Raw genomic sequence first — 13,582 nt, 5'->3', positions numbered from 1 at the left:
CTGTTTTATGTTTTAGTTGTTTTAGTCGAACAATTTGCTAAGGACTATATTTTTTTATATGAAAGGATAAAACTTAATGAATGAAGATTATGTAAAAGAGTTTGAAAAGATTAAACAGAAACATCTAAAAAATAGAGAAAAATTATTCGAAAAATACAAAGATTATATTATTCCCCCTGGCCTTGATGGAGAGCCATATAATAAAGAACTTAAAGAAGAAATGAACAGATTCCAAAACGAATGGAATAAATTAAAAGAAAAGTACAATAAATTAGAGCAGGGGACGGTTACCTGTTTGAGGAGGGTGCAAAGGGACGATCCTTTTGTTCTTGCAATTTTAATGGTGACAATGAATCTGTCCCCCTGTTGCGTAGTAAAGAAAACAAGGAAAAATAAAGGATTTTCCATAATTATGTAGAATTGACTAATGAAATGCAGTTTATTTATTTAAATGTGACGATCAATTTGATCCAGGAATTATCTTCTTTTTCTGTTATTCTGAACTGCAGGTGAAGAATCTTATGTTTTAAAAAGCTTAGATCTTTCGCTAACGCTCAGGATGACAAGAGCACATCGTTCATACCTATCCTGAGCTAGTCGGATAGTCATGTATTTAAATAATAAAAAGAACCTGCATAAGCAAGTTCTTATACCACACACTGTGGAGTCACAAAGACGATTTGAATAAATTTTTATTTGAACTAATGGTGTAATCTCATAGGGTAGCTATAAGACATAACTAATTTTAATATAAGTTATAGGGGTTGTCAACTATGAAAAAGAAGTTTGGAGACTATTATTTAGGACTGGATATTGGAACCGACTCTATTGGTTGGGCTGTAACTGATCTGAATTACAAATTACAAAAATTGAATGGTAAAGCTTTATGGGGTATTCGTTTGTTTGAAGGGGGAAAAACAGCGGCAGAACGAAGAATACACCGGACGGCACGTCGGCGGCAGCAAAGAAAAATCCAGAGAATACAACTTCTGCAGGAAATATTTGCTGAAGAAATTTGTAAAGTAGATCCGGGGTTTTTTCTGCGATTGAAAGAAAGTAAATTCTATCAAGAAGATAAAACTGTCAATCAGCCCTATGCGTTTTTTAACGATGTTGGATTTAATGATAAAGATTATCATCGAAAGTACCCAACCATATACCACTTAAGAAAAGCATTAATCGATAATGAAGAAGAATTTGATGTCAGATTGGTTTATCTGGCAGTTCATCATATCATAAAAAGCCGGGGACATTTTCTTTTTGAAGGACAAAACATGGAGAGCATCACTTCTTTTCCGAAGGTATTTAATGATTTGAAAGTGCATCTTTATGATGAATTTCAGATAGATTTTGAATGTGAAAATTTGGATCGGGTGGAAGAAATATTAAAGTCTAAGGAAATAGGTATTCGGGATAAGAAGAAACAGCTTGGGAAACTTTTGGATGGGGATACGAAACAAAAAATAGCTATGATTGGATTGATTTTAGGGTCACCTGCTAAATTAAGTGAATTATTTAATGATCAATCTTTGAATGAGGCTGAGATTAACAAAGTGTGTTTTAATAATGAGGATTATGAAACCAACAAGGATCAATTGGCTGCTCTACTGGATGATAGAATGTTTTATCTGGAAAAATTAAAAGCTATATATGATTGGTCTGTTTTGGCGAATATTCGTCAAGGAGAAAAATATTTATCATATACAAAAACAGCAGTCTATGAAAAACACAAAAAGGATTTAAAGCTATTAAAGAAAGTCGTAAAAACTTATCGGTCGGAAAAATATCATGAGGTTTTCTCAGACCCTGCAGTCAAAAACAATTATTGTGCCTACGTCGGCCTGTGTAAGAAAAATAATAAAAAAATTGCTGTTAATAAGAAATGTGTGCAGCAAGATGAAGTATGCAAGTACCTGGAGGGACTTCTAAAAAATATTGATACGGAAGATCCGGAATATTTATATATAATGAAGGAACTGGAAAATAAAACTTTGCTGCCGAAACAGACATCAAAAGATAATGGTGTTATTCCTTATCAAATGCATCGGGAAGAACTGGAGGTAATATTAAATAATGCGTCACGGTATCTTAATTTCTTGAATGAGGTGGATGAAACTGGATTATCCGCCAAGGAAAAAATTATCAAGATACTGACATTCCGTATACCTTATTATGTGGGGCCGCTTAATGATGCTCATAAAGATAAAGGCAAAAGTAACTGTTGGATCATTAAACGTGCACAGGAAAAGATTCTTCCGTGGAACTTTGAAGAGGTTGTGGATTTGGAGGCAAGTGCAGAAGGCTTTATCAGGCGTATGACCAATAAATGTACTTATCTTTTCGGGGCTGATGTGATCCCTAAGAATTCTCTTTTGTATAGTGAATATATGGTTTTGAACGAGCTTAATAATTTGAAGATTAATGGTGAAGGAATCTCTGTTGATCTCAAACAGAAGATATATGCTGATTTATTTATGAAATATACTAAGGTGACCATGAAACGCTTACGTGACTATCTTGAGGCAGAGGGGGTTATTGGGAAGCAAGATGAGATCAGCGGTATTGATGGGGATTTCAAGACATCTTTAACGTCCTACTTAGATTTTAAGCGGCGAATTGGTGACAAGGTTAGTAATGTTACCATGGTTGAAGATATTATTTGCTGGATTGTTTTATTTGGTGATGATACGTATCTGCTGAAAGGACGAATTAAAAAACATTATGGTGACGAGCTTTCAGATAAGGAAATAAATAACTTAACTTCTTTGAAATATTCAGGCTGGGGGCGATTTTCAAAAGAATTTCTGGAGGATATTGTACATAAGGATAAAGGAACCGGAGTATGTTTAAATATTATTTCTGCCCTGCGGAACACAAACAATAATCTGATGCAATTGTTAAGCGGGCGTTTTGATTATTTGGATGAGGTGGAGAAATATAATGCATCTCAGACAGGAACTCCATCAGAGATTACCTATGAGATGGTCGAGGATCTTTATGTATCACCGGCGGTAAAAAGGAGTATCTGGCAAACCTTACTCATTGTTAAAGAAATAGCGAAAGTGATGCAGTCTCAACCCAAGAAGGTTTTTGTGGAAATGACACGAGCTGATGCACAGAAGAAGCCAACCAAATCCAGAAAAGATAAATTGGTTGAGCTTTATAATGCTTGTAAAACAGAGGAACGCAATTGGTCAGAAGAAATCGCCGGAAAAACGGATGGAGATTTGAGAAGTGATAGGTTGTATTTGTATTACACGCAAATGGGACGCTGCATGTATACCGGTGAATCCATTAATTTGGAAAACTTGTTTGACCAAAATATATATGATGTGGATCACATTTTCCCTAGATCCAGGATCAAAGATGATAGTCTTGAGAATCGTGTTTTGGTGAAGCGGACAATAAATCACGATAAATCCGATAGATATCCTTTATCCAGGGAGATTCAGGAAAAGAACCGGGACTTTTGGAAAAGTCTATATAATAAAAATTTTATTGGACAGAAGAAGTATGACAGGTTAACGCGTACGATACCTTTTTCTCAGGATGAGTTGGCAGACTTTATAGCCCGCCAGGTTGTAGAAACGAGCCAATCGACAAAAGCTGTTGCGGATATACTGAAAAAAACATTTGATACTTCAGAAATTGTTTATGTAAAGGCAGGTAATGTATCCGATTTTCGCCAGTGGGCTGATTTGATAAAAGTTCGTGATATCAATGATTATCATCATGCCAAAGATGCTTATTTAAATATTGTTGTAGGAAATGTTTACAATACCAAGTTTACACATAGCCCCATTAACTTCATCAAGGAATATCACGGGAAACAGTATAACCTCAACCGCATGTATGATTTTGATGTTGCCAGGAATGGCCTTACTGCGTGGAAAGCAGGGGAAAACGGAACCATAATTGATGTAAAGAAGGTGATGGCAAAAAATAATATTTTATTTACCCGATATGCTACAGAGTCCAAGGGTGCTCTTTTTGATCAAATGATTGTCAGAAAAGGGACTGGTCAGTTACCAATAAAAAGCAGCGACCCGCGGTTAAGTGATATTGGGAAATATGGCGGCTATAATAAAGTAGCGGGTGCTTATTTTATGCTAGCCGAGCACGACCATAAAAAGAAGAAAGTTCGCACTATTGAATATGTGCCTGTGCATCTTGCAAAACAGCTGGAAGGTGATAATGAGGCGAAACTACGCTATAGTTTAGAAAATTTAAAATTGAAAAATGCAAGAATTTTACTGTCCAAGATAAAAATAAATACTCTCTTTGATATTGATGGATTTAAGATGCATTTATCGGGAAGAACAGGGGACAGGCTGATTTTTAAAGGAGCTAATCAATTATGCATTGGAAGGGATGATGAACTATACCTTAAAAACGTCCTTAAATATCTAAATAGATCCAAAGAAGCAAAACGCGAACTTCCCATCACAGTTTTTGATGGAATATCTGAAGAGGAAAACAATCGGATTTATGAAGTTTATCAGCAGAAACTGCAGAACACGGTATATAATGTACGGTTGTCCGCCCAAGTCGAGAAATTTGAAAAAGGCAGGGAAAAGTTTGGGGGAAGTTCTTTCGGACAACAATGCAAATTATTGGCTGAAGCATTATATCTCTTCCAATGTAATAGTGTTTCGGCGGATTTAAGTTTGATCGGTGGAGCGAAAAATGCAGGTATCATAGTGCTGCCAAAGGATATTTCAAAAAATAAACAAGCAAAAATTATCAATCAATCTCCTACTGGCATCTTCACCCAAGAAGTGGATCTGTTAAAGCTATGAGCTGGCGCATAGTGGTTATTTCCCAACGGGCAAAATTGGATTTAAAACTCAATTATTTGGTTGTGCGGGGGGATACGGTTACAAAGATTCATCTCGGAGAAATTTCTATATTGATGATAGAAAATACAGCCGTATCACTTACAGTGAGTCTATTGAGTGAACTAATGAAGCGCAAAATTAAAGTGATCTTTTGCGATGAGAAGAGAAATCCAAGTTCAGAACTAATTCCATACTATGGAAGCCACGATACCAGTGCTAAGGTAAAAGATCAATTGGCTTGGAAATTGTCTACAAAAGATTTGGTGTGGACTGAAATTGTTACAGAAAAAATCCGGCAGCAAAAAAATCTTCTGCAATTACGGGGACATTCAGAAGCTGAGATGCTGGAAGAATATATCTCCCAAATTGAATTTAAAGATATAACAAATAGGGAAGGCCACGCAGCCAAGGTATATTTCAATGCTTTGTTCGGCATGAATTTTACCAGGACTGCAGATAACACTTTGAATGCAGCACTTAACTATGGATATAGCATACTCTTGTCGACATTCAATCGGGAGATTGCCGCCAATGGTTATATCACGCAAATTGGTTTATATCATGATAATATGTTTAATCAGTTTAATTTTGCATCTGACTTAATGGAACCGTTCAGGCCAATGATTGACAGGCAAGTTGTGGAAATGACCCTTCAAAATTTTGAACACGAAGAAAAAATGCAGATAGTAAATGTTTTGAATAAAAACGTAATCATCGATGGGAAAAAGAACTTTTTGAATAATGCGATAAAAATATACTGTAAGAGCGTTTTTGATGCTTTGCATCAAGAAGATGTATCGCTGATAAGGTTTTATAGAAATGAGTTATAGATTTATGAGAGTGTTAGTATTTTTTGATTTGCCCACAATTACATCAGACGAGAGGAAGGAATATACCAGATTTCGCAAATTCTTGCTAAAAATTGGCTTTATTATGATGCAGGAATCAGTATATAGTAAACTGGCTCTTAATACTACGGTTGCTGATGCCATTGTGTCTAATGTTAGAAAAAATAAACCTTCAGCCGGTCTGGTGCAGTTGCTGACTTTAACAGAAAAACAGTTCTCGAAAATGGAATTTATTGTTGGAGAGAAAAATTCACATGTTATCGACAGTGATGAAAGGTTGATTGATTTATGAAACTAGCCCACCCTTTATTGGAGAGACCAATTGTTTTTGAAGAGAATAAAATAAATGTGTTGGTAATTGAGAACCAAAAGGCCTTTTCAGAAATCGTCTGGGAGCTAATGGAACAAATTAATGATGGAGAAGGACAATTTGTTCTGTCATCGGACTTGACGCACCTTGAATTGCAGAAATATATGGACTTAGTCATCGACCTGTTTTCTCTGGATTTTAACCAGAAGAGGATCATTAACAAGGTCTACAGCAAATTGAAAATGATTGCGGTAGAAAGTGAATATTATGTGGATTCTACGGGCTTAATTAGTGAGATTATGCGATATCTTGAAAAAATACTGCAAGAAATACACTACCCTCTTGAGTATAATCAAGAAATGGATATCGGAGCAATATTTAAATTTGCCGATGTCAAAATAGGTACGGATTATGAAACGATTATTGAAAAAACAATAGACTACTTAACTTTATTGCAGGAATTTATTGGAATTAAATTATTTGTTTTTATAAATTTAAAGTGCTACTTATCAGACCAGGATTTAGAGCAGTTATATCAGTTTGTGATTTATAATAAGTATGATATTTTGCTTTTAGAAAATACAATGAGAGAAAAAAGATTCCAGCAGGAAAAAATCCGAATTATCGATGGGGATCTATGCGAAATATAAAGGTTATATTTGATATTATTGGTTTACGATGTTAAATTTATTGTATTGTAGGGAATAGCTATTCCAAGAAATTACGGTGTTGTGGTGGCACTTAATTCTCAATTTGAGGTTTGAGAATGGTGTAATTTCATAGGGTAGCAAAACTAAATCGGGGTGGCTTGGTCTGGATCTGTCCGTTTGAGAATGGTGTAATTTCATAGGGTAGCAAAACGCCCAATCAACCCAGCCTCCCTTATCCCCCGTTTGAGAATGGTGTAATTTCATAGGGTAGCAAAACGCGAAACCTAGACCGAAACTAACTCCTTCCGTTTGAGAATGGTGTAATTTCATAGGGTAGCAAAACGCGAAACCTAGACCGAAACTAACTCCTTCCGTTTGAGAATGGTGTAATTTCATAGGGTAGCAAAACCCGGAAATCGCCAAGATTTTTCACCTCCAAGTTTGAGAATGGTGTAATTTCATAGGGTAGCAAAACCCGGCCATGCGTGACGAGGATTATGAACGCGTTTGAGAATGGTGTAATTTCATAGGGTAGCAAAACAAAAAGGGGTTGATTTGGTGATTAATCAAAGTTTGAGAATGGTGTAATTTCATAGGGTAGCAAAACTCAGTGTTAAAAGACTATGCAACTGGAATAGTTTGAGAATGGTGTAATTTCATAGGGTAGCAAAACGATACTGACATAATTACAGTCTATGATGCAGTTTGAGAATGGTGTAATTTCATAGGGTAGCAAAACTATTCTAAACACACTAAATGTCGCCGGGTAGTTTGAGAATGGTGTAATTTCATAGGGTAGCAAAACTTACTTGTATATTAGGTGTGAATGTCCTTAGTTTGAGAATGGTGTAATTTCATAGGGTAGCAAAACATGTAACAACCTTGCCCGGCCCGTCCACAGGTTTGAGAATGGTGTAATTTCATAGGGTAGCAAAACCTTCTCAGTCTCGGCAATCTCCGGTTCCTCGTTTGAGAATGGTGTAATTTCATAGGGTAGCAAAACCACAGTCATTTTCATCGCTCTCACAATCTGGTTTGAGAATGGTGTAATTTCATAGGGTAGCAAAACGTAGTTGATGTATGCACGATGTACCCCAGGGTTTGAGAATGGTGTAATTTCATAGGGTAGCAAAACAAAGGCAACACTGTGATGAGAATATTGTCGGTTTGAGAATGGTGTAATTTCATAGGGTAGCAAAACGTTTGTAGATGGCATCAATATCAATGAGTAGTTTGAGAATGGTGTAATTTCATAGGGTAGCAAAACTTTCTTGGCCAATGAGGGGCTAAGTATTGTGTTTGAGAATGGTGTAATTTCATAGGGTAGCAAAACTATCGGCAGCAGGAAGTTACGCCAGGGAAGCGTTTGAGAATGGTGTAATTTCATAGGGTAGCAAAACTCGTCACCGTTTCTATATTCAACCAGTGCAGTTTGAGAATGGTGTAATTTCATAGGGTAGCAAAACCTAAAGGCCCATGCTGCCGTTGGCGTGGTTGTTTGAGAATGGTGTAATTTCATAGGGTAGCAAAACAATAAATCAAGCGGCTCCTCCGGTAGTTCAGTTTGAGAATGGCGTAATTTCATAGGGTAGCAAAACAACATTAGGGCTGATGTCCGGCACCTCATAGTTTGAGAATGGTGTAATTTCATAGGGTAGCAAAACGGAGAGGACTACGATGCAAGGCTAGACGATGTTTGAGAATGGTGTAATTTCATAGGGTAGCAAAACCAGCGCGCCGATTCCAAGCACTTCGAGCGAGTTTGAGAATGGTGTAATTTCATAGGGTAGCAAAACGTCTAGCACCGGCGGCAGGTCAAGTATTGAGTTTGAGAATGGTGTAATTTCATAGGGTAGCAAAACTTGCAATGTTTAGCATCCCGTCAGTAATACGTTTGAGAATGGTGTAATTTCATAGGGTAGCAAAACAGAAACAAATGCTTTTTATGCGCAAATTGAAAGTTTGAGAATGGTGTAATTTCATAGGGTAGCAAAACTATGAATTCAGCGAATAACAACTTGTTAAAAGTTTGAGAATGGTGTAATTTCATAGGGTAGCAAAACTTGATGTATTCATCCATCTTGCACAGGTCAGTTTGAGAATGGTGTAATTTCATAGGGTAGCAAAACGTAAAGATGAGGGAATAAAGCATAATCCCTGTTTGAGAATGGTGTAATTTCATAGGGTAGCAAAACTCAAAAACGCTTCCAAAACGCCCTCACAGGGTTTGAGAATGGTGTAATTTCATAGGGTAGCAAAACTAGGAAGGTTGATTTTTCATTACTAAAACCGTTTGAGAATGGTGTAATTTCATAGGGTAGCTATTATTTTTTAAATTACACGCACCGAAATCTTTCATTTTCAAGCAAATTAAAAGAAGGTACAGAATAAATTAATCTGATGCATTTTCCGACAGATTGTTTTACTCTATACCTTCTTGTGTTATCATAACAGTATTACTATATTAATGTAGCAGGAACCGCACCGACTAAAGAGGGATTCCTGCCACAAATACATAATTGTGGATAAATCCACACTACATATATATGATAACGTTATCTGTCAATTATTACAATCCTATTTCTCAAAAAACTTATGATGAAGTCATTTCAAATCTTCAGTTTCATCAGCTCGTATGCTCCTGTGGGCATTCCGGCTGTCTTACTATCCATGCTTATTATTACCGCCATGTTATGTCAGGAGATTCGAAAGAACGTCTTCGCATCTGCCGCGTAAAATGTGCTATCTGTGGTCATACACATGCATTGCTTTTATCTGTTCTCGTACCTTATTCGCAGATTCCTCTTTCAACTCATGTTGAGATTGTTTCCCGCCATTTAGAAAATAAAAGTTTTTCTTCCATCATGGATTCAACACCATCTATCGATGAAAACAACATACGCTATATCGTTCGGCAGTATCTCCGCCATTGGAAGCAGATGCTCCTTTCCGAAAGCATCCCTTTAAAACCACCTCTTTCCCAGTTCGTAAAAAGATGCTTTGATGCGTTCAGCCGACAATTCATGCAGATTAAACGCACTCCAAATATCTTTTTTCCATAACCCACATAACCTTACACGACTCCTAACCCGGAACCTTCTATACGTAAGCGTCAAATACTACCCACATATTCTTTTGAATCTAGCTATGAGATAATGTCTCCATGATAACTATAAGGAGGCCTGCTCATTGACCAAAGTTGAAAAGTGCCAAATGTGGAAATCCAGGGTGAATGAATTTAAATCGAGTGGCCAAACGGCTACAGCATGGTGCACAGCACATGAATTGAAGATCAATCAGCTGCGCTACTGGATGCGTAAGTTTAAGTCAGAAAGCAAGTCAGCAGAGAAGAAAATGCAGTGGCTTTCCGTGGAGATCGGCGGGTTAGAAGTAAGCGAACCTCAAGAAGCTTTGCCCGTTCGTGTAGGCAAAGCAACTATTGAAGTGCGTCCGGGATTCAATCCCAAACTTCTCTCTGATGTCGTTAAGACGCTATCAGTTATTTGAAGAAACTTTGCAGGATTCCGGAAGCGTGTCCGACCATGGGAGCAAAGCATCCAGTTGAGCCATATTTCCCAAGTCAATGTTGGGCAACTTCTCAAATAGATACGTCAAATAATGAAAAGGGCTCAGATGGTTGGCCTTTGCCGTCTCAATCATGCTGTAGATGATTGCACTGGCCGTAGCACCCTTCGGAGTGTTACTGAAGAGGAAGTTTTTTCTTCCGATTACGAAAGGCTTGATGGCTCGTTCTGCTCGGTTATTACTGATTTCCAGCCGACCATCAAGCAAGAACGCGCACAGTTTATCCCACTGCTTCAGGCTGTAATCAATGGCTTTTCCTAAAGCACTTTTCGGAAGAACCTGTCTTTTCTTCGTTCTTAACCAGGCTTCGAAGACATCAAGAACCGGTTTGCTTTGTTCCAAACGCTTGTCGTATCGCTCGTCAGCATCCAGATCCTTGAACCCTTGCTCTAGGTGAAAAAGCTGGTTACAATAATCCAGCCCTTCTTTCGCAACAGAAGATGTCTGGTCGGAGCCTTTTGGCAAGGCTTTGAGTGCATCAGAAAAATACCTTCTGGCATGAGCGAAGCAACCGACCGGTTTGACACCTGGAATGCCGTTATACCCTATATAGCCATCAGTATGCAAGTATCCATTAAAACCGTCAAGCATGTTTTGCGGATGCTTACTGGCTCTGGTCGTACGATAGTCATAAAGATAGATCGGCACATCCGTATGACCTGTAGCATACAGCCACATATATGATTTGTTAGCGGCTGTTCTTCCTTCTTCACGCAGCACTTGCAATATCGTTTCATCCGCATGTAAAATCTCATGCCCAATTAGCTTGGTATGCATGCGGTTGTACAGATGAACAAGCCAATCATTCGCACCGTGAATCATCCAGTTGGCCAGTGTCTGGCGAGATAAATCGATACCAAAGTGTTTGAATTGCTGCTCCTGCCGGTAAAGCGGAACAGCTAAAGTATATTTTCGATCCATCACAAACGCCATTAAAGAGGGCGAGACAAAGCTACCCGGAAGCACAGGGGCAGGCATGGGTGCAGTGATCACCGGCGTGGAGATGTCATTTTTCTCACAGTTACGGCATGTATATACGTGTCGCACGTGTTTGACTACCTTAACCTGAGCTGGAATAACCTTGATCTCCTTTCGGATTTCTTTACTCATCTGATGTAAATGCTCACCACACTGTGGGCAAGTTTGTGCTTCATCCGATAAGGGGTATTCCACAGTCTCTACGGGAAGATCATCAAGCATTTTGTCGTTCTTGCCCTTGGTCTTGCGTCTTTTATATGTAATTTCCTCAACCGTTGGTTCAGATGCCTTAGGATCGGCTTCTTGTTCCGCTTCATCGAAGAAACTTAATTGATCTGGATTGGTTTTCTCGCTGGATGCACCGAATCGCCGCTTCTGGCTTAAAAGGAACTGTTCTTCGTACCATTTCAGCTTAGCGGACAACTCTTCGATTTGGTGCTCTTGAACAGAAATTTTGTCCTTAAGACTTTGTATATGTTCATCCGTTTGAGGATGGTTTGCGTCTGATTCAGTTATGTTTTCCATGGCTTTATTATATCATTTTTCGCTAATGAAAGATAGCCAAAAACCGCATAGAATCAAGGTTTTTCGCAGTTTTTATATGATGATTCTCTCGCTTATTTCCGGATTGGCACTTGCCTGATGAAGGGGTAAACCATCGAGCAGCCATCGAAATTCTCGCTGGCTGACAGCAAGTGACTGGCTATTGCCATCTGGCCACTGAAAGTGTCCTTTCTCGAGGCGCTTGTAATGGAGCCAGAATCCATCGCCACCCCATTCTAGGACTTTGACTTTGTCCTTTTTGCGATTACAAAAGACAAAAAGATGCCTAGAGAATGGATCCAAGCGGAAATGCTCTTGCACGATTACAGCCAAGCCATCGATAGACTTGCGAAGATCCGTTGCGCCGGCTGCAAGATAAACCGTGTCTACTCGGCCTAACATCATAGCCACACTCACTTCCTTGTGATTGTCATGGAGGAGGTTTTGTCCCTCTTTTCGAATTCATTATCTCATAGTAAGAAAAGGACGAATATGTGGGTTTGATTTGACGCTTACATATACACAGCCCGTTCACCGGTCTTGGCGTCTATAATGATGACTTCGCCGGTTTCAAGATTCACATTCTCCATCAATATTTTTAATTCACAGGTCCTGACACCCATACAGTGCATAAACAAAAACGCCGCCGGCAGAACGATGTGCATGGATGGTTGTTTTTCATCCGCCTTCAATTCAGCGCACGCGCCAAAGAATGTATCAATATCGTCTTCTGAAAACAGATATGGAGGCTTAGGAGTCCTCCTTTGCGCAGCATCAACCGCAATCATAAAAGCTTTGGGATGTCCAATGCTTGTAAGATATTTGCCGAAAACTCTGACTGGGTCTACCCGGCCAGCGCGTGTATTAGGATGCTCATTGTCTCTTTTTAGGACCCATTTATCAGCCAACTTTTGAGGGGTCAGAGATTCGTTTTCTTTCGTGGCGCAAAACACATCAAAAAACCTCAGATGGTAACCGGAATTAATATACTTAAATCCACAAGATTTTTTGAAGGCGACAAAATCCGATATCTCCTCCGCGTATGGGCCAGCGACGAAATTTTTATCAATGATAGTAAAAGCGTTTGAACAACCATTATCAGTAAGATAGTTACCGAATGCTTTAATAATGGAGGCACTTCTTCTGCTCTTGGAATAACCGCGTTCCTCTTGGAAATGTATAAACGCGTCAGCCAGTTGCTGCGGAGACAATTTCAAATTAGATTGCTCATTGCAAAATTTATCGAAATCCTTTAGACGAAGCTCCTCATGTCTGTACTTCAAACCGGCAGATCTTTTCGCTTTAAGAAACGATACGATTTCTTCCGCAAATGAACCTGTGTACCCAGTAAATGCCGGTTTTGGCATATCTCCATTCGCGTAAGGAACCACAAAAGTTTTCGTACTACCCTGCATGGTGAGGTACAAGCCTAACTCTCTGATCATCCCAATATTAGCGGTGCTTTTTTCTCTAACCTTCCAGCGCCAGGCGTCTGCCAACTGCTGGGGAGTCAATAATTCATTCTCCTTCATAGCGCAAAATTTATCGAAGGCTTTTAGACAGTACTCCTCGGAAATATATTTTCGACCCGCTGATATTTTTTCGATCAACAAACTCCTTGATTTCCCTGACAAAAGGACCAGAATTTATACCAATCAGCCTGGGAGCGTTTCCTTTAGCGCTGAGTACAGTAAATGCCTTGGGATGCCCTTGCGCGGTAAGTTTGGTGAATAGATATAAGCAAAGCGGTAATTCCCGTAAGCCGTTGTGAATACGGCCATCTGAAAAATTTGCAATCTTCCATTAATTTTTAGTTTAACCTCACCCCAA

10 protein-coding genes and 1 CRISPR repeat array are annotated in these 13,582 nt (G+C 38.8%); of the genes, 7 read left to right on the top strand and 3 right to left on the bottom strand.

Annotated elements, in window-relative coordinates; translation table 11 throughout:
* The first annotated feature begins 76 nt into the window (after positions 1–76).
* The 7 genes from CEQ75_RS16610 (at position 77) to tnpA (ending at position 10,153) form a co-directional block, all read left to right on the top strand.
* A complete protein-coding gene (locus CEQ75_RS16610) occupies positions 77–418 on the top strand; it encodes a hypothetical protein (RefSeq protein ID WP_089612184.1) in 342 nt (113 codons plus the stop codon).
* A gap of 355 nt (positions 419–773) precedes the next feature.
* The gene (cas9, locus tag CEQ75_RS16605) at positions 774–4,799 is read left to right on the top strand and encodes a type II CRISPR RNA-guided endonuclease Cas9 (protein ID WP_089612183.1); all 4,026 of its coding nucleotides are present in this window, start codon (positions 774–776) and stop codon (positions 4,797–4,799) included.
* Positions 4,800–4,810: 11 nt separating this feature from the next.
* Positions 4,811–5,668 (top strand): type II CRISPR-associated endonuclease Cas1, encoded by an 858-nt coding sequence (gene cas1 / locus CEQ75_RS16600; protein WP_338031976.1) that lies wholly within the window; start codon positions 4,811–4,813, stop codon positions 5,666–5,668.
* A gap of 4 nt (positions 5,669–5,672) precedes the next feature.
* Positions 5,673–5,978, top strand: a complete 306-nt coding sequence (gene cas2 / locus CEQ75_RS16595) for a CRISPR-associated endonuclease Cas2 (RefSeq protein ID WP_089612181.1) — start codon at positions 5,673–5,675, stop codon at positions 5,976–5,978.
* Entirely contained in the window at positions 5,975–6,646 is a 672-nt protein-coding gene (gene csn2 / locus CEQ75_RS16590; protein ID WP_089612180.1) for a type II-A CRISPR-associated protein Csn2, read from the top strand. The genes cas2 and csn2 overlap by 4 nt, the downstream gene beginning before the upstream one ends.
* A 108-nt stretch (positions 6,647–6,754) precedes the next feature.
* Positions 6,755–8,973: a CRISPR direct-repeat array (repeat unit 36 nt; unit sequence GTTTGAGAATGGTGTAATTTCATAGGGTAGCAAAAC).
* A 219-nt stretch (positions 8,974–9,192) separates the two neighbouring features.
* Positions 9,193–9,708 carry a DUF6431 domain-containing protein gene (locus tag CEQ75_RS19605; RefSeq protein ID WP_420828421.1) on the top strand — a complete coding sequence of 172 codons (516 nt, stop codon included), beginning with the start codon at positions 9,193–9,195 and terminating at the stop codon, positions 9,706–9,708.
* A gap of 127 nt (positions 9,709–9,835) precedes the next feature.
* Positions 9,836–10,153 carry an IS66 family insertion sequence element accessory protein TnpA gene (gene tnpA, locus CEQ75_RS16580; RefSeq protein WP_089610477.1) on the top strand — a complete coding sequence of 106 codons (318 nt, stop codon included), beginning with the start codon at positions 9,836–9,838 and terminating at the stop codon, positions 10,151–10,153.
* Here tnpA and tnpC read toward each other — a convergent pair.
* From tnpC to CEQ75_RS16565, 3 genes are all read right to left on the bottom strand, one after another.
* Positions 10,142–11,734 (bottom strand): IS66 family transposase, encoded by a 1,593-nt coding sequence (tnpC, locus tag CEQ75_RS16575; protein WP_089610479.1) that lies wholly within the window; start codon positions 11,732–11,734, stop codon positions 10,142–10,144. The two genes, tnpA and tnpC, sit on opposite strands and share 12 nt — an antisense overlap.
* Positions 11,735–11,806: 72 nt before the next feature.
* Complete coding sequence (tnpB, locus tag CEQ75_RS16570) at positions 11,807–12,157, bottom strand: IS66 family insertion sequence element accessory protein TnpB (protein WP_089610481.1); 351 nt, start codon at positions 12,155–12,157, stop codon at positions 11,807–11,809.
* A 107-nt stretch (positions 12,158–12,264) separates the two neighbouring features.
* Entirely contained in the window at positions 12,265–13,365 is a 1,101-nt protein-coding gene (locus CEQ75_RS16565; RefSeq protein WP_198306582.1) for a hypothetical protein, read from the bottom strand.
* Positions 13,366–13,582: the final 217 nt, after the last annotated feature.

Origin of the sequence: Dehalobacterium formicoaceticum (assembly GCF_002224645.1) — a bacterium.
Classification (GTDB): Bacteria; Bacillota; Dehalobacteriia; order Dehalobacteriales; family Dehalobacteriaceae; genus Dehalobacterium; species Dehalobacterium formicoaceticum.
This window is presented reverse-complemented; position numbering and strand designations above follow the sequence as displayed.